The sequence below is a fragment of the Pseudomonas sp. GW823-FHT05G12 genome (genome assembly GCF_058795575.1).
The window spans coordinates 4,381,214-4,402,783 of record NZ_CM179501.1 but is presented as its reverse complement, the minus strand read 5'-3'; the positions used below and the strand labels follow the sequence as shown (position 1 = coordinate 4,402,783).

The window sequence follows — 21,570 nt, the reverse complement described above, 5'->3', positions numbered from 1 at the left end:
GATTCCAGGCATTTCGGTAAACTGGCGAAAACCCCGTAGGACGGCCTCGCGTCCTGGAGAATTGCGAAGGTCAGGGACCGGCAAAGAGCCTGGTGCCGCTGGCCTGCCGCTTTTGGCGGCGTTCGCGACTATAGCAGCAATGATTAAGTGCTTCAATTCCATAAAAAATTGTTATGATCTCGCAATGACGACCAATACCCCTCCGACTTCCGGCGTTCAGCTGATCGAAGTCGCGCCGGAGCTTGCCGGCCAACGCATCGATAATTTCCTCATCACGGCCCTCAAGGGCGTGCCCAAGACACTGGTCTACCGCATCCTGCGCAAGGGTGAGGTGAGGGTCAACAAGGGCCGCGTCAAGCCGGAGTACAAGATCCAGGCCGGCGACATCGTGCGGGTCCCGCCCGTCCGCTTGCCGGAACGAGACGAACCGGCGCCGGTGGCCCAAGGCCTACTGCAGCGTCTGGAAGCCGCCATTGTCTACGAGGACAAAGCGCTTATCGTGATGAACAAGCCGGCCGGCATTGCCGTGCACGGCGGCAGTGGCCTGAGCTTCGGGGTGATCGAGGCGCTGCGCCAGTTGCGCCCGGACGCCAAGGAGCTGGAGCTGGTGCACCGCCTGGATCGCGACACGTCTGGCCTGTTGATGATCGCCAAGAAGCGCAGCATGCTGCGCCACCTGCATGCCGCCCTGCGCGGTGATGGTGTCGACAAGCGCTATATGGCGCTGGTGCGCGGCCATTGGCCAACCTCGAAAAAGCAGGTCAACGCGCCGTTGCTCAAGAGCAACCTGCGTTCCGGCGAGCGCATGGTCGAAGTGAACGATGAAGGCAAGGAGGCGCTGACCCTGTTTCGCGTCCTGCGCCGTTTTGGTGACTTTGCCACCATTGTCGAGGCGCGCCCGATCACCGGTCGTACCCATCAGATCCGCGTGCACACCCTGCATGCCGGGCACATGATCGCTGGCGACAGCAAATACGGCGACGAAGACTTCAGCCGGGAAATTCGCGAGTTGGGCGGCAAGCGCCTGTTCCTGCATGCCTACGCGTTGACTGTACCGCTGCCGGACGGTGGTGAATTGAAGCTCGAGGCGCCTGTGGATGAGGTCTGGGCGAAAACCGTTGAACGTCTGAGTGCGTCCTGATCCATGAAAAAAGGCTATGAGCTACTGATCTTCGACTGGGATGGCACCCTGGCCGATTCCATTGGGCGTATCGTCGAGGCCATGAATGTCGCCGCAGAGCGTGCCGGCGAGGCGCAGAGCAGCGACGCTGCGGTCAAGGGTATCATCGGTCTGGCCTTGGACGAGGCGATCCACACCCTGTACCCGCACCTGGCGCCTGCAGAGGTTGCCAGCTTCCGCCAGCACTATGCCGATGTCTACGTTGCGCTGGATCAGCAACCTTCGCCGTTGTTCGATGGCGTGGTCGAGTCGCTGGATGCCTTTCGCGCCGAGGGTTACCGCCTGGCGGTGGCCACCGGCAAGGCCCGTCGCGGGCTGGATCGGGTGCTCAAGGCCAATGGCTGGGAGCGGTTCTTCGACATCACCCGCGCGGCTGACGAGACCCGTGGCAAGCCACACCCGCTGATGCTTGAGGAAATCCTCGGGCATTGTGGCGTCGAACCGTCGCGTGCGCTGATGGTCGGAGATTCGGCATTCGACCTGCAGATGGCCAGCAATGCCGGCATGCATTCGGTGGCGGTTGGCTATGGTGCCATGTCGCTGCAGGCGCTGGCCGAGTTTGGCCCGCAGGTATGCATCGATCACTTTTCCCAGTTGCGCGAGTGGCTGGGTGGTTCCGCAATTCCACTTCCAAGGTAGGTAAGCATGGCAGACGAATGGAAAGCCCCTGAGGCCGAGCCCGGGGAGCGCGAAGAGCGCAACAGCTGGAAGCTGCTGGAAAAGACCTTGCTGGCCAGCGTGCAGGAGCAGCGACGGTCGCGGCGCTGGGGGATCTTCTTCAAGCTGCTGACCTTCGTCTACCTGTTCGGCATTCTGGCGTTGTTCTCGCCGCTGATGGACATGGACAAGGCCGCTTCGCGCAGTGCCAGCCATACCGCGCTGGTCGAGGTGCGCGGGGTGATTGCCGATCAGGAGGCTGCCAGCGCCGATAACATCGTCAAGAGTCTGCGCGAAGCGTTCAAGGACGACAAGACCAAGGCTGTGGTGATGCGCATCAACAGCCCGGGTGGCAGCCCGGTGCAGGCAGGTTACGTGTATGACGAAATCCGTCGCCTGCGTGCTGAATATCCCGCCATCAAGCTGTATGCGGTGATCGCTGACCTTGGGGCTTCCGGTGCCTATTATATCGCCAGTGCGGCGGACGAGATCTATGCCGACAAGGCCAGCCTGGTGGGTTCCATTGGGGTGACGGCGGCGGGTTATGGCTTTGTTGGTGCCATGGAGAAGCTTGGGGTCGAGCGGCGTGCCTATACATCGGGTGAGCACAAGGCGTTCCTTGATCCGTTTTCGCCGGAAAAACCAGAAGAGACCCGGTTCTGGCAGGGCGTGCTGGATACCACGCACCAGCAGTTCATCGCCATGGTCAAGCAGGGGCGGGGTGAGCGCCTGAAGGATAAGGAGCACCCGGAGTTGTTCAGCGGCCTGATCTGGTCGGGTGAGCAGGCCAAGGCGCTGGGGCTGGTGGATGGCTTGGGCAGTGCCAGCTATGTGGCGCGTGAGATCGTGGGCGAGAAGGAATTGGTTGACTTCACTGTTCAGGAGTCGCCTTTCGATCGCTTCTCCAAGCGCGTGGGTGCCAGCGTGGCTGAGCACCTGGCGATGTGGATGGGGTTCCAGGGGCCGCAGTTGCGTTGAGTTCGTCGCAGTTCTTGTGGTGTTTGGCAGATCAAGCGCCGCCCGCGCGGCGCGTTGCGCGCAGGTTCGCTCATCGATCAGGGTGCCCAGCGGTGCGTTGTAGGAGCGGGTTTACCCGCGAATAGGCCGGACCCGCCGTCCAATATCCCCGATCGTCCACCCTCCCGGGCGGCGCTTGATCTGCCGGGCGCCCAAATCCCCAGCCAGGTTACGGAACCATCACCCCTTCCTTTGTCAGCATATCCACCAGCCGAATCAGCGGCAGCCCGATCAGGCTGGTCGCGTCGCACCCGTGCGTGCTCTGGAACAAGCTCACCCCCAGCCCCTCCGCTTTGAAACTCCCTGCGCAATCCAGCGGCTGTTCTGCTGCCACGTAACGCTCGACCTGCTCCCTGCTCAGTTCACGCAGTGTCACGGTAAAAGGCACGCAATCTACCTGGCAGTGCCCGGTGGTGCTGTTCAGCAGCGCCAGTCCGGTCAGGAAGCTCACCTGTTGCCCGCTGCACTCCAGTAGTTGCTCGCAGGCGCGCTCGAACGTATGCGGCTTGCCCAGCACCTGCTCGCCCAGTACCGCAACCTGGTCCGAGCCTATGATCAGGTGTCGGGGGTGGCTGCCTGCCAATGCCTCGGCCTTTTGCCTGGCCAGCCGGCGCACCAGCTCTACGGGCGGTTCGCCATCCAGGCGTTGCTCGTCTATATCGGGGCTTGCCCAGGTGAAGGGCAGGTGCAGGCGTGCGAGCAGTTCGCGGCGATAGGCAGAGCTGGAAGCCAGTAACAAAGGAAGCATGGTAGACTCCGGGTTCGGTTGAACCAATTCTATCACGCACGATGCCGCCTAATTTCCTTTGACAGGGGCGGGGGGCATCCCTAGAATGCTGCGCCTATGTTGAATGACCCGATTCCACCTCACGTTGACCCGCGCAAATTAGCCGATCGTGGCGTAACCCTTAACGGTTCGCTGCAACTCGCTGATTTGGAAAGACTCTGCGACCCGCTTTCCGACAATGTCGGTACGGTGCAGGCGAAGTTCGATTTTGAACGAGATGAACAGCACGTGGTGGTTATCCACAGCGAGCTGGACGTCGAAGTCAAGATGGTTTGCCAGCGTTGTCTTGAGCTGGTCACCCTACCGATCCACAGCGAATGTACATACGCCGTGGTGAAGGAGGGTGCGAATACCCAGTCGTTGCCGAAAGGCTATGACGTGCTGGAACTGGGCGAAGATCCTTTGGATCTGCAGGCATTGGTCGAGGAGGAGCTTTTGCTCGCCTTGCCAATCGTGCCTGCTCATCATCCGGAAGAATGCCAGCAGCCGGCGGGCGCAGACGAGCCCGAATCGAGCAAGGACGAGGTATCGCGGTCCAACCCGTTCAGTGTTTTGGCGCAGTTAAAGCGTGACCCAAACGTTTAGGAGTTAATCAATTATGGCTGTTCAGCAGAACAAAAAATCCCGCTCTGCCCGTGACATGCGCCGTTCGCACGACGCCCTGTCGGAAAACGCGCTGTCGGTAGAGAAAACCACCGGTGAAGTTCACCTGCGTCACCACGTTTCGCCAGAAGGCGTATACCGTGGTCGTAAAGTGGTCGACAAGGGCGCTGACGAGTAATCCTTGTCCGCTCAGGTCATCGCGATCGACGCAATGGGCGGGGACTTCGGTCCCCGCAGCATTGTCCAGGCTAGCATTGCCTGCCTTTCGGCTACCCCCTCGCTTCATCTGACCCTCGTCGGTCAACCCTCCCTCCTTGAAGATCTCGTCAGCGGCCTGCCAGCTGCGGATCGCGCGCGCCTGCAGATTGTCGCCGCCAGTGAGGTAGTCGGCATGGACGAGCGGCCATCCCAGGCGTTGCGTGGCAAGCCGGATTCGTCGATGCGCATCGCCCTCGAACTGGTGCGCGACGGAAAAGCCCAGGCCTGTGTCAGTGCCGGTAATACCGGGGCGCTGATGGCGTTGTCGCGCTTCGTGCTCAAGACCCTGCCGGGTATCGACCGGCCGGCCATGGTGGCGGCGATCCCGACCCAGACGGGTTACTGCCAACTGCTCGATCTGGGCGCGAATGTCGACTGCAGTGCCGAAAACCTCTACCAGTTCGCGGTAATGGGCTCGGTGGCCGCTCAGGCCCTGGGTGTGCATCGGCCACGCGTGGCGCTGTTGAATATCGGTACCGAGGACATCAAGGGTAACCAGCAGGTCAAGCTGGCTGCCACGCTGTTGCAGAACGCCCGCGGCCTCAACTACGTCGGTTTCGTCGAAGGGGATGGCCTGTACCGGGGTGAGGCAGACGTGGTGGTGTGCGACGGTTTTGTCGGCAACATACTGCTCAAGTCCAGCGAGGGCCTGGCGACGATGATCGGTGCGCGCATCGAAAAACTGTTCAAGGGCGGTGCTTTTGCCCGCATTGCCGGGGCTGTTGCCATGCCGCTGCTCAAGCGTCTGCAGGCCGACCTGGCGCCGGCGCGGCATAATGGGGCGAGCTTCCTGGGGCTGCAGGGCATCGTCATCAAGAGTCATGGCTCGGCGGGTGTGCAGGGCTTTCAGAGTGCCATCCAGCGGGCGCTGATCGAAATTCAGGAGAACCTGCCGCAGCGGCTGCACGGCCGCCTTGAAGACCTGTTGCCTTAGGCATTTCGCCGATGAAGTGCTTAAATGTGACCGCTTGGTCTATGTTTCCATCCAAGTTTTCAGATTCCGCGCCTGGCTTCGGCCCTGGCGCACACTATCCGACGACAAGATCATAAGGGCTTGTTCAATGTCTGCATCCCTCGCATTCGTCTTTCCCGGTCAAGGTTCCCAGTCGCTGGGCATGCTCGCCGAGCTCGGCGCCGAGAAGCCAGTGATCATCGAAACCTTCAAGGAAGCGTCCGAAGCGCTCGGCTACGACCTGTGGAAGCTGGTCCAGGACGGCCCGGAAGAGCAACTCAACCAGACCGACAAGACCCAGCCGGCAATCCTTACTGCGTCCATCGCACTGTGGCGCCTGTGGCTGGAAGAGGGCGGTGCCAAGCCTGCCTTCGTTTCCGGGCACAGCCTGGGTGAATACAGCGCCCTGGTCGCCGCTGGCAGCATCAGCCTGAAAGATGCCGTTCGCCTGGTCGAGCGCCGCGGTCAGCTGATGCAGGAAGCCGTACCGGCCGGTCACGGCGCCATGGCTGCCATTCTCGGCCTGGACGATGCTGTGGTCGTGGAACTCTGCGCCGAAGCCGCTGAAGATGAAGTGGTCAGCGCCGTGAACTTCAACTCGCCTGGTCAGGTGGTCATCGCCGGTAACAAGGCGGCGGTAGACCGCGCCATGGAGCTGTGCAAGGCCAAAGGTGCCAAGCGCGCCCTGCCACTGGCGGTGAGCGTCCCGTCGCACTGCGCCCTGATGAAGCCAGCTGCCGAGCGCTTTGCCGAATCGGTCAATGCCATCGAATGGAAGGCCCCGCAGATTCCGGTGGTGCAGAACGTCACTGCCGCCGTCGCCGCCGACCTCGATGCCCTCAAGCACGACCTGCTGGCACAGCTGTACCAGCCGGTACGCTGGGTCGAGTGCGTGCAGACCCTGGCCGCCAACGGTGCGGTCAACCTGGTCGAGTGTGGCCCGGGCAAGGTCCTGGCTGGCCTTAACAAGCGTTGCGCCGACGGCGTGACCACCTACAACCTCAACACCCCTGACGCCGTTGCTGCCACCCGCGCGGCACTGGCCTGATTTGGAGAAGCTTGCATGAGCCTGCAAGGTAAAGTTGCACTGGTTACCGGCGCCAGCCGTGGCATTGGCCAGGCCATCGCCCTCGAGCTGGGCCGCCAGGGCGCGACCGTGATCGGTACCGCCACTTCGGCGTCCGGCGCCGAGCGCATCGCTGCCACCCTGAAAGAACACGGCATCACCGGCACCGGCATGGAGCTGAACGTGACCAGCGCCGAATCGGTTGAAGCCGTACTGGCCGCTATTGGCGAGCAGTTCGGTGCGCCGGCCATCCTGGTCAACAACGCCGGTATCACCCGTGACAACCTGATGCTGCGCATGAAAGACGACGAGTGGTTCGATGTCATCGACACCAACCTGAACAGCCTCTACCGTCTGTCCAAGGGCGTGCTGCGTGGCATGACCAAGGCACGTTGGGGTCGTATCATCAGCATCGGCTCGGTCGTCGGTGCCATGGGTAACGCGGGTCAGGCCAACTACGCGGCGGCCAAGGCCGGTCTGGAAGGCTTCAGTCGCGCCCTGGCGCGTGAAGTGGGTTCGCGTGGCATCACCGTCAACTCGGTGACCCCAGGCTTCATCGATACCGACATGACCCGCGAGCTGCCGGAAGCTCAGCGCGAAGCCCTGCAGACCCAGATTCCGCTGGGCCGCCTGGGCCAGGCTGACGAAATTGCCAAGGTGGTTTCGTTCCTGGCGTCCGACGGCGCCGCCTACGTGACCGGCGCTACCGTGCCGGTCAACGGCGGGATGTACATGTAATACTGCAACTCAATGTGACGGGTTTCGTAAAAAAAGAGTCATACTGCGAGCCTAAAATCCGTTATAAAGCTGCAACCAGATTCCAGGCAGCGGGTGTGGTGACTAGCCTGAAGGTGCGTTTAGCTTGAAAAGCGAACGTCTTTCTATAAAATTAGCCACCGGCCAGCTGCCTGACATATATCCATTAGGAGTGAAAACTAGGTATGAGCACCATCGAAGAACGCGTCAAGAAAATCGTCGCCGAGCAACTGGGCGTCAAGGAAGAAGAAGTGACTGAGACTAAGTCCTTCGTCGATGACCTGGGTGCCGATTCGCTTGACACCGTTGAACTGGTGATGGCTCTGGAAGAGGAATTCGAGACCGAAATCCCTGACGAAGAAGCCGAGAAGATCACTACCGTTCAAGCCGCCATCGACTACGTCAAAGCCCACCAGGCCTAAGACGCGACAGTCGACGTTTCTTGTCGGGGAAAACCGCACTGCCTTCGCCGGCGTGCGGTTTTTTCTTTGCGAGCGCCTCGCATTTATCAGGCGGCTTCGTTCACCGCGCACCAAGAGCTTGTTGCCATTTCATTCCAGCACTTGAATGCAATGGCAAGAGACTCTGTTATTAGAAAAGGAGAGTACTGTGTCGCGTAGACGCGTCGTGGTCACCGGTATGGGTATGCTGTCGCCACTGGGTACCGATGTACCGAGCACCTGGCAGGGCATTCTGGCTGGCCGCAGTGGCATCGGTCCGATCGAACACACGGACCTGTCTGCCTACTCCACCCGTTTTGGCGGCTCGGTGAAAGGCTTCGAGGTTGAGCAGTACTTGTCGGCCAAAGAGGCCCGCAAGCTCGACCTGTTCATCCAATACGGCCTGGCGGCTGGTTTCCAGGCCGTGCGTAATGCCGGCCTGGAGGTCACCGATGCCAACCGCGAGCGTATTGGCGTGGCCATGGGCTCGGGTATCGGTGGTCTGACCAACATCGAAGAAACCAGCCGCACCCTGCACGATTCAGGGCCGCGCCGCATTTCGCCGTTCTTCGTGCCGGGTTCGATCATCAACATGATCTCCGGTTTCCTGTCGATCCACCTGGGTCTGCAAGGGCCGAACTATGCCATCGCCACTGCGTGCACCACTGGCACCCATTGCATCGGCATGGCCGCGCGCAATATCGCCTACGGTGAGGCTGACGTGATGATCGCAGGTGGCGCCGAGATGGCCGCTTGTGGTCTGGGCATGGGCGGTTTTGGCGCTTCGCGCGCACTGTCTACCCGCAACGATGAACCCAGCCGGGCCAGCCGCCCGTGGGACAAGGGTCGTGACGGCTTTGTATTGTCCGACGGTGCCGGAGCCCTGGTGCTCGAGGAGCTGGAGCACGCCAAGGCCCGCGGTGCGACTATCTATGCCGAGCTGGTTGGCTTTGGCATGAGCGGCGACGCCTACCACATGACCTCGCCACCCGACTCTGGCGAGGGCGCTGCCCGCTGCATGGCCAACGCTTTGCGCGATGCCGGTATCCAGCCGGAAGACGTCAGCTACATCAACGCCCACGGCACTTCTACCCCGGCGGGCGATGTGGCCGAAGTGGCGGCGATCAAGCGCGTGTTCGGCGAGCATGCCTACAAGCTGGCGGTCAGCTCGACCAAGTCGATGACCGGTCACTTGCTGGGCGCCGCGGGCGCGGTGGAGGCGATCTTCAGCGTGCTGGCCATCAATAGCCAGATGGCCCCGCCGACCATCAACCTGGACGAGCCGGACGAGGGGTGTGACCTCGACTTCGTTCCCCACCAGGCGCGCAGCATGCCGATCGACGTGGTGCTGTCCAACTCGTTCGGCTTTGGCGGCACTAACGGCTCGCTGGTATTCCGCCGGTTTGCCGGCTGATGCACAGCTGGATCGACGGCCAGCCGGCGACTGCACTCAACCTGCAGAACCGCGGCCTGGCCTACGGCGATGGCCTGTTCGAAACCATCGCTGTGCGAGGCGCCCGGCCCAGCTTGCTGGACGGCCACCTCGCACGCCTGGCACTGGGCTGCCAGCGTCTGGCGATCAACGCCGATCTGGCGCTGGTGCGCGACGAGCTGCTGCGCTACGCCAGCCAGCTGGGTGAGGGTGTCGTCAAACTCATCCTTACCCGTGGCGATAGCCAGCGTGGCTATGCGCCAGCTGTCGATGCAGCGCCGCGGCGTATCCTGCAAGGCAGCCCATTACCCCGTTATCCTGTCGAGCATGCTGAGCATGGCGTGCGTTTGTTCCCTTGCCAGACCCGGCTTGGGGAACAACCACTGTTGGCCGGCCTCAAACACCTTAACCGCCTGGAGCAGGTGCTGGCCCGTGCCGAATGGCAGGACAGCGACCATGCCGAAGGCCTGATGCGTGACGCGCAGGGCAGGGTGATCGAAGGGGTATACAGCAATCTGTTTCTGGTGCGCGATGGCGTGCTGCTTACCGCCGACCTTAGCCGTTGTGGCGTGGCGGGCGTGATGCGTGCCGCACTGCTGGAACAGGCCCCGCTGCTGGGTATTGCGGTACAGGTCTGCGACCTGTCGTTCGAGGCGCTTGAGCAAGCGGATGAAGTATTTGTTTGCAATAGCGTTTACGGCATTTGGCCCGTGTGTGGCGTAGCCGCGCTAAACTGGTCGCCGGGCCCGCTCACTCGTAAACTGCAGGCCGTTGCCCGTACGTTACTGGAAACCTGAATTCGTGAGACGTAAATTCCTGCTGTTGCTGGAAATGGGCTTGATCCTTGCCGGCCTGGCGTTTGGCTGGTCGGCCTGGAAGGTCAACTCGGTCCTGGAGCAGCCCCTGCACGTCACGCAGGAGCGCCTGCTGGATGTGCCCAATGGCACTAACCCCAACCGCATGTTCTACAGCATGCAAAGAGAAGGGTTGCTTGACGATGCTGTCTGGTTGCGTTTGTACTGGCGCTTCAACATGGCCGGCACCCCCCTGCACACCGGTGAGTACCGTCTTACCCCTGGCATGACCGTCGAGCAATTGTTCGACGCCTGGCGCCGTGCCGACGTGGTGCAGTACAACCTCACCCTGGTCGAAGGCTGGACCTTCCGCCAGGTGCGTGCGGCCGTGGCCAAGCATGAAAAGATCAAGCATACCCTGGAGGGCTTGTCGGATGCCGAGGTCATGGACAAGCTCGGCCATACCGGTGTGTTCCCCGAAGGCCGTTTCTTCCCCGACACCTACCGCTTCGTGCGGGGTATGAGTGATGTCGAGTTGCTGCAGCAGGCCTACATGCGTCTGGACGAAGTGCTGGCCAAGGAGTGGGCCGAGCGGTCCACCGACCTGCCGTATCGTGACCCGTACCAGGCGCTGATCATGGCCTCCCTGGTAGAGAAGGAAACCGGCATTCCGCAGGAGCGCGGGCAGATCGCCGGCGTGTTCGTGCGGCGCATGCGCCTGGGTATGATGCTGCAGACCGACCCGACGGTTATCTATGGCATGGGTGAACGCTACAACGGCAAGATCACCCGCGCCGACCTGCGCGAGCCGACGCCCTATAACACCTACACCATGACCGGCCTGCCGCCGACCCCGATCGCCATGGTCGGCCGCGAGGCGATTCACGCGGCGCTGAACCCATCCAATGGCACCAGTCTTTACTTCGTCGCCCGCGGCGATGGCAGCCATGTGTTTTCCGACGACCTCGACGACCACAATTCGGCAGTGCGCGAGTTCCAGCTCAAGCGCCGGTCGGACTACCGCTCCAGCCCCGCGCCGCAGCAAGAGGCCAAGCCAGGTGCCGATGATGCCGAACAGGCATCGGGCGCCGACGATGCGCAGCGCCCTGAGCCCCCAGCAGCGGACCCGTCAGCAGCGGACGAGCCAACTGCGCAGCCAGCCCCCGATGAAGCGCCCGCGCAGGATGCCCCTGCCGGCGGTGCGCAAGCGGCCGAGCGGCCGACGCCTGACGAACAACATTAAGGACTGCCTGTGAGCGGCTTGTTTATTACTTTGGAAGGCCCCGAAGGCGCGGGCAAGAGCACCAATCGCGACTACCTGGCCGCGCGCCTGCGCGAGCACGGCCTGGACGTGGTGCTGACCCGTGAGCCAGGCGGTACGCCGCTGGCGGAAAAGGTGCGTGAACTGTTGCTGACACCCAGTGACGAAGGCATGGCGGCCGACACCGAGCTGTTGCTGGTGTTCGCCGCTCGCGCCCAGCACCTGGCGCAGGTCATCCGCCCGGCGCTGGCCCGCGGGGCTGTTGTACTGTGTGATCGTTTCACGGACGCCACCTATGCCTATCAGGGTGGCGGGCGTGGTCTGTCGGTCGAGCGTATCGCGGTTCTGGAACAATTCGTCCAGGGCGACCTGCGCCCGGACCTGACCCTGGTCTTCGACCTGCCGGTGGAAGTGGGCCTTGCCCGCGCCGCCGCCCGTGGCCGCCTGGACCGATTCGAGCAGGAAGGGCAGGCGTTCTTCGAAGCGGTGCGCCAGGCGTACCTGAAGCGCGCCCAAGGCGCGCCACAGCGCTACAGCCTGCTTGATGCGGCACAATCCCTGGCGGCGGTGCAGCGTGACATCGACGTACTGCTGCCAGGCATTCTGGAGCGTTGCCGTGGCTGAGGCCTACCCTTGGCAGCAGGCGCTGTGGCAGCAACTGGCCGGTCGCAGCCGCCACGCCCACGCTTACCTGCTGCATGGGCCGCAGGGTATTGGCAAGCGGGCCATGGCCGAGCGTCTGATGGCGCGCCTGTTGTGCCAGCAGCCGCAGGGCCTGGACGCTTGTGGGGCGTGTAAGTCGTGCCTGTTGCTCAAGGCCGGCAGCCACCCGGACAACTTCGTCCTCGAGCCGGAGGAGGCTGACAAGCCGATCAAGGTCGACCAGGTACGCGAGCTGGTGGCCTTTGTGGTGCAGACCGCGCAGTTGGGCGGGCGCAAGGTGGTGTTGATCGAGCCGGTGGAGGCGATGAATGTCAACGCCTCCAACGCCCTGCTCAAAAGCCTTGAAGAACCTTCCGGTGATACCGTGTTGTTGCTGGTGACGCACCAGCCCAGCCGTCTGTTGCCGACGATCAAGAGCCGCTGCCAGCAGGTGGCCTGTCCGCAGCCCAGTCTGGCCCAGAGCCAGGCATGGCTGACTGGCGCGTTACCCGACTGCGACGAGGTCGAGCGCGATGAACTGCTGACGCTGGCGGCAGGTTCGCCATTGATGGCGGTCAGCCTGCAGGCGCAGGGGGTTCGCGAGCAACGCGCGCTGGTAACCGACGGGGTGAAGAAGCTGCTCAAGCAGCAGCAATCGCCCAGCCAGCTGGCCGATGCCTGGAGCGGTGTGCCGTTGTTGCTGCTGTTCGACTGGTTCTGCGATTGGACGCACCTGATCCTGCGCTACCAGTTGACCCAGGACGAAGAAGGGTTAGGCTTGGCCGATATGCGCAAGGTCGTGCAATACCTGGCGCAGAAGAGCCGCCAGGCCAAGGTGCTGGAGGTGCAGGCATGGATCCTCGAACAGCGCCAGAAGGTACTGGGCAAGGCCAACCTCAACCGCGCCTTGTTGCTTGAATCGCTGCTGGCTCACTGGCTGCAACTGCCGGGTGCCCGCTGATTTTCCATTTTTCATGTGTGCCGTTATCCCATGCTCGTAGATTCCCATTGCCACCTCGACCGTCTTGACCTCACTGCTCACCAGGGCTCCCTCGATGCTGCCCTGCAGGCGGCGCGTGAGCGTGGGGTCGGGCATTTCCTGTGCATTGGCGTCAGTGCCGAGAATGCGGGTGCAGTGAAGGCGCTGAGCGAGCAGTACGCTGACGTCGACTGCTCGGTGGGCGTGCACCCGCTGGACCTGGCCCCTGGCGAAACCCCGGCGTTGGAATGGCTGTTGCGCGAATTGGCCCACCCGCATGTGGTGGCGATTGGTGAAACCGGGCTGGATTACCACTACGAGCCGGAGGCTGCTGAGCTGCAGCAGGCCTCGTTCCGTCTGCACCTGGAGGCTTCCAGGCAGACCGGCAAGCCGGTGATCGTGCATACCCGGGCGGCGCGTGCCGATACCCTGGCGCTGCTGCGTGAGGCCAACCTGCCGCAGGCTGGCGTGCTGCACTGCTTTACCGAGGACTGGGACATGGCCAAGGCCGCGCTGGACCTGGGTTATTACATCTCGCTGTCGGGCATCGTGACCTTCCGCAATGCCGAAGCGTTGCGTGAAGTGGCGCGGCAGGTGCCTGTCGATCGCTTGCTGGTGGAGACCGATTCGCCGTACCTGGCGCCGATTCCGCATCGGGGCAAGCCGAACCTGCCGCAGTATGTGCGGGAGGTGGCGGAGTATGTGGCTTCGTTGCGTGGGGCCAGTTATGAGCAGTTGGCCGAGCAGACTACCGCCAACTTCAAGCGGCTGTTCCCGTTGGCGCGGGTGGCTTGATTTACCGGGGTTAAAGATTGTGTGAGGGGCACAAGGTGCCTGCCACAACCCTTGCAGCGCCTGTGAGATCGAGCGCCGCCCGCGCGGCGCTTCGCGGGTAAACCCGCTCCTACGTTTGTTTCGGGCCAGTCCGTCCTGTGCCAGGCGCGCGCGGCCGCCTTGTTAGTACGACGCGATATCGAGGCGTGCGCCAAGGCGTTCGCACGCAAATCCCACAGGCCTAATTGGCCCGAAACAAACGTAGGAGCGGGTTTACCCGCGAAGCGCCGCGCGGGCGGCGCTCTTCTGTGCCAGGCGCGCGCGACCGCCTTGTTTGTGCGACGCGATATCGAGGCGTGCGCCAAGGCGTTCGCGCGCAAATCCCACAGGCCTAATTGGCCCGAAACAAGCGTAGGAGCGGATTTACCCGAGAAGCGCCGCGCGGGCGGCGCTCTTCTGTGCCAGGCGCGCGCGACCGCCTTGTTTGTACGACGCGATATCGAGGCGTGCGCCAAGGCGTTCGCGCGCAAATCTCACAGGCCTAATTGGCCCGAAACAAGCGTAGGAGCGGGTTTACCCGCGAAGCGCCGCGCGGGCGGCGCTCGATTCCACAGGCGCTGAAAATCTTGCGGCACGCACCTGACAGCCGTCACACCATTCTCCCCACAAAAACACAAAAAAAACCCGGGTTCTGGGGGAGGAATCCGGGTTAAGACCATTAGGAGTAAAACAAAGGTACGCGGTCCCTGAGCACCTTTATCGGCGCGCCACTGGGGGGGATGCGCCGCGCCAACACTTCAAGTATTGGTCAGGTTTGGCGCAGTGCCAGTGCATATTGGACGTTTTTTAAACAGATTTGGAATACGTCAACGTTTCGTTCCTCCCGCAGCGCATGGCCGTATGCATCGTGAAACATAGACATGCGTGGATGATCCGTGCAATTTCCCGCAAGTTAGGCATAATAAACCGCTTCGATTGTCATCCAGTCCTTCCCATGCAGAAAGAACCTCGTAAGGTCCGTGAGTTTCGCCGTCGCGAACAGGAAATCCTCGATACCGCGCTCAAGCTGTTTCTCGAGCAAGGTGAAGACAGCGTCACCGTCGAGATGATCGCCGACGCCGTGGGCATCGGCAAAGGCACGATCTACAAGCACTTCAAGTCCAAGGCGGAGATCTACCTGCGCCTGATGCTCGATTACGAGCGTGACCTGAACGAGCTGTTGCACTCGGCCGACGTCGACCGTGACAAGGAAGCGCTGTCGCGCGCCTACTTCGAGTTCCGCATGCGCGACCCGCAACGCTACCGGCTGTTCGACCGCCTTGAAGAAAAGGTGGTCAAGGGCAATCAGGTGCCGGAAATGGTCGAGCAGCTGCACAGCATCCGTGCCTCCAACTTCGACCGCCTGACCCAGCTGATCAAGGGCCGTATCAGCGAAGGCAAGCTCGAAGACGTGCCGCCGTATTTCCACTACTGCGCTGCCTGGGCGCTGGTGCACGGCGCTGTGGCGCTGTACCACTCGCCGTTCTGGAGCAACGTGCTGGAAGATCAGGAAGGCTTCTTCCAGTTCCTGATGGACATTGGCGTGCGTATGGGCAACAAGCGCAAGCGCGACCCGGAACCCTCGAACTGAGCATTTAGCGAAACGGCGTCGTGCGTCCTCTGCGCGGCAGTGCAGCCCGAAGCGTTTGGCTATCGTTTGGAAATTCGGCATTGCGCATTGGGGCTTGCAAAAACCTGATTTATGAGTCAGGTTTTGCCGGCCCCTTCATCCATGCCGGAGTCATTCATGATTGTCGATCGTCAAGGCAGGCGCTTTCGCAACCTGCGCGTCAGCCTGACGGCTGCCTGCAACTACGCCTGTACCTACTGCGTACCTGACGGAAAGCGGCTGGTGGCGGCGCAGGACGAGCTGTCGGCGGATGCCTTGGCCCGTGGCGTGGCCTATCTGATCGAAGCCGCCGGCATCGAGCGCCTGCGGATTACTGGCGGTGAGCCACTGGTCAGCCTGCGCCTGGATGCCTTTCTGGCTGCCGTGGCCAAACTCGACCTTGATGACGTCTCGCTGACCACCAACGGCCAGTTGCTGGCGCGCAAGTTGCCACAACTGCAGGCGGCCGGGATTCGTCGGCTGAACGTTTCCCTCGACACCCTCGATCCGCTGGCTTTCCGCCAGATTGCCCGTGGCGGCGACCTGGGCACTGTGCTGGATGGAATGGAGCAGGCCGGCGCCCTGGGTATGCGAATCAAGGTCAACATGGTGCCGATGCGCGGGAAAAACCTTGATCAGGTACTGCCGCTGCTGGATTACTGCCTCGCGCGCGGCTTCGAGCTGCGCTTCATCGAACTGATGCGCATGGGCCACCTCTCTCACGATCGCAACGCCTTCCTCCAGCAGTTTGTAGGCCTCGACCAGCTGCTTGCGCTGATCGGCGGCCAGCATACCTACGCCCAGGTGAGTGCGCCGCTGGACGCCACTGCCATGCGTTACCACATCCCCGGCAGGGGCCACTTCGGCGTCATTGCCAACGAAAGCGTGCCGTTTTGCCGTACCTGCTCGCGGTTGCGCCTGTCTTCTACGGGCTGGCTGCATGGCTGCCTGTCGTCAGGTAACCGGCACTTCGTCGGCGACCTGCTGGAAAAACCGCGTCATCAGGCGCTGCCGGCCTTGCAGAGGTTGTTGGTCAAGGCTTTGGCTGACAAGCAGGACGTGGCCTTTTCCGGCGGCGTGACCGTCATGAAGGTGATCGGTGGCTGAAGCTGGCGCAAAAGCTGCATCCGCCGGCTATTCGCCGGTTTTTCGTCGCCGGCCACTGGAGGAAAGATGCGTAGCCTGGTCTTGCTGCTGGCGCTGATGGCGCTGGGCGGCTGCATGAATGTCAGCGATATGGGCGAAGGCGTCCGCTATCACATGAGCGATGCCGGTCTGCTGGACCACAGCGAAACCCGTCGCTCCTTGTCGATCCGCCTGCAGCCTGATTCGTTCATCTTCATTGGCCAGGGTGCATTCGTGCCGCCGGGCGAGGGGCCGGTGCCTCGGCAGAATGCAGTGGCCCAGCAGGCCTTCAAGAGCTTCGTCGAATACTTCCCGATGGTACGTCGCGCCCAGGGCCCGCTGGGCCTCGAAGAGGCCATCGCCCAGGCGCGCGCGGTGGGTGCGGACTACGTGTTGTACACGCGCTTCGCTCGTACCGACGATCGCATCGGCAATGGTGACGAGTGGTATGACGAGCAGGCCGTCGACCGCTTGGGCTGGGACACTGGCGTGGTGCAGATGATGCTGATCGAAACCAGTACCCGCTACCTGATCGACACCGCACGCATCAAGAGCCGTGGCGGTTTGTTGACGTTCCACGACAACACCCCGGAGGATTTGCTTGGTGCGCCGATGCGCGAGTACGCTCGTAGCCTTCTGGGTATGAGTGAATGAGGCAAGCGTGATGAGCGACTCCGGCAAGGCCAATGACCTTCTGGCGCAGATCCCCAAAGCCAAGGGGCTGCCGCCGGTGCACCTATGGAACCCGGAATTCTGTGGTGACATCGACATGCGCATTGCCCGCGATGGCACCTGGTACTACCTGGGCACGCCGATCGGGCGCAAGCCGATGGTGCGGCTGTTCTCTACCATCATTCGCCGCGACGGCGATGACTACTTCCTGATTACCCCGGTAGAGAAGGTCGGCATTCGTGTTGACGATGCGCCGTTCGTGGCCGTGTTGCTTGAAGTGCAGGGCGAAGGCGAGCAGCAGGTGCTGCGTTTTACCAGCAATGTCGAGGACCAGGTCGAGGCGGGGCCGGATAACCCCCTGCGGGTGGTGATCGACCCGCTGACGCAGGAGCCATCACCGTATGTGCTGATGCGCAGCAACCTGGAGGCGCTGATACATCGCAATGTGTTTTACCAACTGGTGGAGCTGGCGGTGCCGCATGTGATAGACGGGGAGGAATGGCTTGGGGTGTGGAGCCGGGGGGCGTTTTACCCGATTGGGCGCAGTGATTGAGGCCTCTGTTGGCGATGCCGGCCTCTTCGCGGGTAAACCCGCTCCTACACCGGATCGGTGGTGGACACACATCGGTGGTTGAACACAGGCCGTCGTTGGCGCGGGTTTACCCGCGAAAGGGCCGGGCCTGCTGGCCAATCTCCGCCCGCCGTTCACCGTTGCTGACCAATAATTCCAGCGCAACGAAAAAGCCCCCGGTTGCTTGCGCATCCGGGGGCTTCTTCAATGTCTGGCTCCGCGACCTGGACTCGAACCAGGGACCCAATGATTAACAGTCATTTGCTCTACCGACTGAGCTATCGCGGAATCTGCGCGTATCTTACTGATTGCCCGGGAGAAGTCAACCCACCCCCAGGCAAAACAATGAGTTACAGCACTTCCACGATCGCTTTGGTCACCACGTGGATGTTGCTCTGGTTCAGCGCGGCCACCGCGATACGGCCGGTGTCCAGGGCATAGATGCCGAAGTCGTTCTTCAGGCGGGTGACCTGTTCAACGGTCAGGCCCGAGTAGGAGAACATGCCGACCTGGCGGCCAACGAAGCTGAAGTCGCGGTTGGCACCGTATTCGGCCAGCAGCGATACCATCTGCTTGCGCATGCCGTGGATGCGCTCGCGCATTTCGGCCAGTTCGGTTTCCCACATCTGGCGCAGTTCTGCGCTGTTCAGCACGGTGGCAACAATGGTTGCGCCGTGGGTTGGCGGGTTGGAGTAGGTGGTGCGGATCACGCGCTTGACCTGCGACAGCACGCGGGTGCTCTCGTCCTTGGAGGCGGTGACGATCGACAGTGCGCCGACGCGCTCGCCGTACAGCGAGAACGATTTGGAGAACGAGCTGGAAACAAAGAACTCCAGGCCCGACTCGGCGAACAGGCGCACGGCGAAGGCGTCTTCGGCGATACCGTCACCAAAGCCCTGGTAGGCCATGTCGAGGAACGGCACGTGGCCCTTGGCCTTGACCACTTCCAGAACGTTCTTCCAGTCGTCCAGGTTCAGGTCGACGCCGGTCGGGTTGTGGCAGCAGGCGTGCAGCACCACGATCGAACCGGATGGCAGGGCGTTGAGGTCTTCGAGCATGCCCGCGCGGTTGACGTCGTTGGTCGGCGCATCGTAGTAGCGGTAGGTCTGCACCGGGAAGCCGGCCGATTCGAACAGCGCACGGTGGTTTTCCCAGCTAGGGTCGCTGATGGCAACCACGGCATTGGGCGAGAGGCGCTTGAGGAAGTCGGCACCGATTTTCAGCGCGCCGGTACCACCGACGGCCTGCACGGTGACCACGCGGCCGGCGGCCAGCAGTGGCGACTCGGCGCCGAACAGCAGCTTCTGCACAGCCTGGTCGTAGGTGGCGATGCCGTCGATCGGCAGGTAGCCGCGCGAAGCGTGCTGGGCGGCACGCTGGGTTTCGGCTTCGATCACGGCGCGCAGCAGCGGAATGCGGCCTTCCTCATTGCAATACACGCCTACGCCCAGGTTGACCTTGTCGGTACGTGGGTCGGCGTTGAATGCTTCGTTGAGGCCCAGAATAGGGTCGCGGGGTGCCAGCTCGACAGCGGAAAACAGGCTCATTGTTACCTTGGCTCTGATTGGAGTGTGATAGGGCGTACACGCTCCAGCCGAATGCACTGAAGCGGTGCACAAACGGGGAGTCAGTATAGTGATACCGATCGGTCACCGCGACACTCTGGCGCAGCTTTTGGGGCTATTTGCGCAAATATTTTTCGACCATTGGTCTAAATGCCGTGTCCACCGTTGCATGCGCCCACACCTGTGCCTTGAAAGCGCCCCCGAACGGGCGCATTTGGGTATAGACTACTGGCTAAATTTACAGCTGCTGCACCGCGAGGTCCTTCATGTCCGAGTTCCAGCTCGTCACACGTTTCCAGCCGGCTGGCGACCAGCCCGAGGCTATCCGCCAGTTGGTCGAAGGCATCGAGGCGGGGCTGTCGCACCAGACGTTGCTCGGGGTGACCGGTTCGGGCAAGACCTTCAGCATTGCCAACGTCATCCAGCAGGTGCAGCGCCCGACGCTGGTGCTGGCGCCCAACAAGACGCTGGCCGCCCAGTTGTACGGGGAGTTCAAGGCATTCTTCCCCAACAACGCGGTGGAGTACTTCGTTTCCTATTACGACTACTACCAGCCGGAAGCCTACGTGCCGTCGTCGGACACCTTCATCGAGAAGGACGCCTCGATCAACGACCACATCGAGCAGATGCGCCTGTCGGCGACCAAGGCGCTGCTGGAGCGGCGTGACGCGATCATCGTGACCACTGTGTCGTGCATCTACGGCCTGGGCAGCCCCGAGACCTACCTGAAAATGGTCCTGCATGTGGACCGTGGCGACAAGCTCGACCAGCGCGCGCTGCTGCGCCGCCTGGCCGACCTGCAGTACACCCGCAACGAAATGGACTTTGCCCGCGCCACCTTCCGGGTACGCGGCGACGTGATCGACATCTTCCCGGCCGAATCGGATCTGGAAGCCATCCGCATCGAGCTGTTCGATGATGAAGTGGAGAACATCGCCGCCTTCGATCCGTTGACCGGCGAGGTTTTCCGCAAGCTGCCACGTTTCACGTTCTACCCCAAGAGCCACTACGTGACCCCGCGGGAAACCCTGCTGGAAGCGGTGGAGGGCATCAAGGAAGAACTGAAGGAGCGTCTGGAATACCTGCACAAGGCCAACAAGCTGGTCGAAGCGCAGCGTCTGGAGCAACGCACCCGCTTCGATCTGGAGATGATCCTCGAGCTTGGCTACTGCAACGGCATCGAAAACTACTCGCGTTACCTGTCCGGGCGCCCGGCCGGGGCGCCGCCGCCTACCCTGTACGATTACCTGCCGCCCGATGCGCTGCTGGTGATCGATGAATCACACGTCAGCGTTCCGCAGGTCGGCGCCATGTACAAGGGCGACCGTTCACGCAAGGAGACACTGGTCGAGTACGGCTTCCGCATGCCTTCCGCGCTGGACAACCGGCCGATGCGTTTCGACGAGTGGGAGGATGTCAGCCCGCAGACCATTTTCGTTTCGGCCACTCCGGGCCCCTACGAGGCTGAGCATGCCGGGCGCGTGGTGGAGCAGGTGGTGCGCCCGACCGGGCTGGTCGACCCGCAGGTAGAGGTGCGCCCGGCGCTGACCCAGGTCGACGACCTGCTGTCCGAGATCCGCAAGCGTGTCGCGGCAGGCGAGCGAGTGCTGGCGACCACGTTGACCAAACGCATGGCCGAGGACCTCAGCGATTACCTGGCCGACCACGACGTGCGGGTGCGCTACCTGCACTCGGACATCGATACGGTGGAGCGGGTGGAGATTATCCGCGACCTGCGCCTGGGCACCTTCGACGTGCTGGTGGGCATCAACCTGCTGCGCGAGGGCCTGGACATGCCCGAGGTGTCGCTGGTGGCCATCCTCGATGCGGACAAGGAAGGTTTTCTGCGTTCCGAGCGCTCCCTGATCCAGACCATTGGCCGCGCGGCACGTAACCTCAATGGCCGGGCCATCCTGTATGCCGATAACGTCACCGGCTCCATGCAGCGAGCCATCGACGAAACCGAGCGCCGCCGCGAGAAGCAGATCGCCTTCAACGAAGCCAACGGCATCGTGCCCAAGGGCGTGGTCAAGGACATCACCGACATCATGGAAGGTGCCACCGTGCCCGGTGCGCGCAGCAAGAAGCGCAAGGGCATGGCCAAGGCGGCGGAGGAGAGCGCCCGTTACGAGGCCGAACTGCGTACGCCGGGAGAGATCACCAAGCGCATCAAGCAGCTGGAAGAGAAAATGATGCAGTTCGCCCGCGACCTGGAGTTCGAAGCTGCGGCGCAGTTGCGTGACGAGATTGCGCAACTGAGGGAGCGGTTGATTAGCAGCTGAAGCCGGGCGCGGGCCCTGTGGGAGCGGGCGTGCCCGCGAAGAATTCAACGCGGTGGCTGGCACCGGCTGCGCCGGTGTTCGCGGGCATGCCCGCACCCACAGGGACCGC

General features: G+C 62.4%; 22 protein-coding genes and 1 tRNA gene. 20 read left to right on the top strand and 3 right to left on the bottom strand.

Features of this window, described 5'->3' with window-relative positions:
• Positions 1–184: 184 nt before the first annotated feature.
• The 3 genes from rluC to AC3RCM_RS20090 are packed head-to-tail and all read left to right on the top strand — an operon-like array spanning position 185 to position 2,815.
• The gene (gene rluC / locus AC3RCM_RS20100; protein WP_003247149.1) at positions 185–1,141 is read left to right on the top strand and encodes a 23S rRNA pseudouridine(955/2504/2580) synthase RluC; all 957 of its coding nucleotides are present in this window, start codon (positions 185–187) and stop codon (positions 1,139–1,141) included.
• A 3-nt stretch (positions 1,142–1,144) separates the two neighbouring features.
• Positions 1,145–1,819 carry an HAD family hydrolase gene (locus tag AC3RCM_RS20095; protein ID WP_010952931.1) on the top strand — a complete coding sequence of 225 codons (675 nt, stop codon included), beginning with the start codon at positions 1,145–1,147 and terminating at the stop codon, positions 1,817–1,819.
• A gap of 6 nt (positions 1,820–1,825) precedes the next feature.
• Positions 1,826–2,815 (top strand): S49 family peptidase, encoded by a 990-nt coding sequence (locus AC3RCM_RS20090; protein WP_492629095.1) that lies wholly within the window; start codon positions 1,826–1,828, stop codon positions 2,813–2,815.
• A 208-nt stretch (positions 2,816–3,023) separates the two neighbouring features.
• On the opposite strand, the gene AC3RCM_RS20085 is transcribed toward AC3RCM_RS20090, so the two are convergent.
• Positions 3,024–3,602: a Maf family protein gene (locus AC3RCM_RS20085; RefSeq protein ID WP_020192645.1), complete on the bottom strand. Its 579-nt coding sequence runs from the start codon at positions 3,600–3,602 to the stop codon at positions 3,024–3,026.
• Positions 3,603–3,698: 96 nt separating this feature from the next.
• Between AC3RCM_RS20085 and AC3RCM_RS20080 the strand changes: the two genes are divergently transcribed.
• The 16 genes from AC3RCM_RS20080 (at position 3,699) to AC3RCM_RS20005 (ending at position 17,596) form a co-directional block, all read left to right on the top strand.
• Positions 3,699–4,226: a YceD family protein gene (locus tag AC3RCM_RS20080; RefSeq protein ID WP_010952934.1), complete on the top strand. Its 528-nt coding sequence runs from the start codon at positions 3,699–3,701 to the stop codon at positions 4,224–4,226.
• Positions 4,227–4,239: 13 nt separating this feature from the next.
• Positions 4,240–4,422, top strand: a complete 183-nt coding sequence (gene rpmF / locus AC3RCM_RS20075) for a 50S ribosomal protein L32 (protein ID WP_003247154.1) — start codon at positions 4,240–4,242, stop codon at positions 4,420–4,422.
• A 3-nt stretch (positions 4,423–4,425) separates the two neighbouring features.
• Positions 4,426–5,436, top strand: a complete 1,011-nt coding sequence (plsX, locus tag AC3RCM_RS20070; RefSeq protein WP_019437406.1) for a phosphate acyltransferase PlsX — start codon at positions 4,426–4,428, stop codon at positions 5,434–5,436.
• A 127-nt stretch (positions 5,437–5,563) separates the two neighbouring features.
• The gene (fabD, locus tag AC3RCM_RS20065) at positions 5,564–6,502 is read left to right on the top strand and encodes an ACP S-malonyltransferase (protein ID WP_010952936.1); all 939 of its coding nucleotides are present in this window, start codon (positions 5,564–5,566) and stop codon (positions 6,500–6,502) included.
• Positions 6,503–6,517: 15 nt separating this feature from the next.
• Complete coding sequence (gene fabG / locus AC3RCM_RS20060; RefSeq protein ID WP_003247160.1) at positions 6,518–7,258, top strand: 3-oxoacyl-ACP reductase FabG; 741 nt, start codon at positions 6,518–6,520, stop codon at positions 7,256–7,258.
• A gap of 203 nt (positions 7,259–7,461) precedes the next feature.
• On the top strand, positions 7,462–7,698 hold the full coding sequence (gene acpP, locus AC3RCM_RS20055) for an acyl carrier protein (RefSeq protein ID WP_003247161.1): 237 nt from the start codon (positions 7,462–7,464) through the stop codon (positions 7,696–7,698).
• A gap of 187 nt (positions 7,699–7,885) precedes the next feature.
• Positions 7,886–9,130, top strand: coding sequence for a beta-ketoacyl-ACP synthase II (fabF, locus tag AC3RCM_RS20050; RefSeq protein ID WP_274140108.1), 1,245 nt, complete (start codon positions 7,886–7,888; stop codon positions 9,128–9,130).
• Entirely contained in the window at positions 9,130–9,945 is an 816-nt protein-coding gene (pabC, locus tag AC3RCM_RS20045; RefSeq protein ID WP_064491350.1) for an aminodeoxychorismate lyase, read from the top strand. The genes fabF and pabC overlap by 1 nt, the downstream gene beginning before the upstream one ends.
• A 4-nt stretch (positions 9,946–9,949) precedes the next feature.
• Positions 9,950–11,185: an endolytic transglycosylase MltG gene (gene mltG, locus AC3RCM_RS20040; RefSeq protein WP_064491349.1), complete on the top strand. Its 1,236-nt coding sequence runs from the start codon at positions 9,950–9,952 to the stop codon at positions 11,183–11,185.
• Positions 11,186–11,194: 9 nt separating this feature from the next.
• A complete protein-coding gene (gene tmk / locus AC3RCM_RS20035; protein WP_492629094.1) occupies positions 11,195–11,827 on the top strand; it encodes a dTMP kinase in 633 nt (210 codons plus the stop codon).
• Positions 11,820–12,806, top strand: a complete 987-nt coding sequence (locus tag AC3RCM_RS20030) for a DNA polymerase III subunit delta' (RefSeq protein WP_020192641.1) — start codon at positions 11,820–11,822, stop codon at positions 12,804–12,806. The genes tmk and AC3RCM_RS20030 overlap by 8 nt, the downstream gene beginning before the upstream one ends.
• A gap of 30 nt (positions 12,807–12,836) precedes the next feature.
• Positions 12,837–13,619 (top strand): TatD family hydrolase, encoded by a 783-nt coding sequence (locus AC3RCM_RS20025; protein WP_064491346.1) that lies wholly within the window; start codon positions 12,837–12,839, stop codon positions 13,617–13,619.
• Positions 13,620–14,592: 973 nt separating this feature from the next.
• Positions 14,593–15,228: a TetR/AcrR family transcriptional regulator gene (locus tag AC3RCM_RS20020; RefSeq protein ID WP_003247170.1), complete on the top strand. Its 636-nt coding sequence runs from the start codon at positions 14,593–14,595 to the stop codon at positions 15,226–15,228.
• Positions 15,229–15,384: 156 nt separating this feature from the next.
• Positions 15,385–16,353, top strand: a complete 969-nt coding sequence (locus AC3RCM_RS20015; RefSeq protein WP_457251910.1) for a GTP 3',8-cyclase MoaA — start codon at positions 15,385–15,387, stop codon at positions 16,351–16,353.
• A 66-nt stretch (positions 16,354–16,419) separates the two neighbouring features.
• Positions 16,420–17,025: a DUF4823 domain-containing protein gene (locus AC3RCM_RS20010; RefSeq protein WP_020193440.1), complete on the top strand. Its 606-nt coding sequence runs from the start codon at positions 16,420–16,422 to the stop codon at positions 17,023–17,025.
• Between the two features lie 10 nt (positions 17,026–17,035).
• Entirely contained in the window at positions 17,036–17,596 is a 561-nt protein-coding gene (locus AC3RCM_RS20005; protein WP_020193441.1) for a DUF1285 domain-containing protein, read from the top strand.
• A gap of 230 nt (positions 17,597–17,826) precedes the next feature.
• Here the strand turns inward: AC3RCM_RS20005 and AC3RCM_RS20000 are convergent.
• Positions 17,827–17,902: transfer RNA gene (locus AC3RCM_RS20000), tRNA-Asn, on the bottom strand.
• A 62-nt stretch (positions 17,903–17,964) separates the two neighbouring features.
• Positions 17,965–19,161 (bottom strand): amino acid aminotransferase, encoded by a 1,197-nt coding sequence (locus tag AC3RCM_RS19995; protein WP_010952990.1) that lies wholly within the window; start codon positions 19,159–19,161, stop codon positions 17,965–17,967.
• A 284-nt stretch (positions 19,162–19,445) separates the two neighbouring features.
• On the opposite strand from AC3RCM_RS19995, the gene uvrB reads away from it, so the two are divergent.
• A complete protein-coding gene (uvrB, locus tag AC3RCM_RS19990) occupies positions 19,446–21,461 on the top strand; it encodes an excinuclease ABC subunit UvrB (RefSeq protein ID WP_010952992.1) in 2,016 nt (671 codons plus the stop codon).
• Positions 21,462–21,570 lie beyond the last annotated feature (109 nt).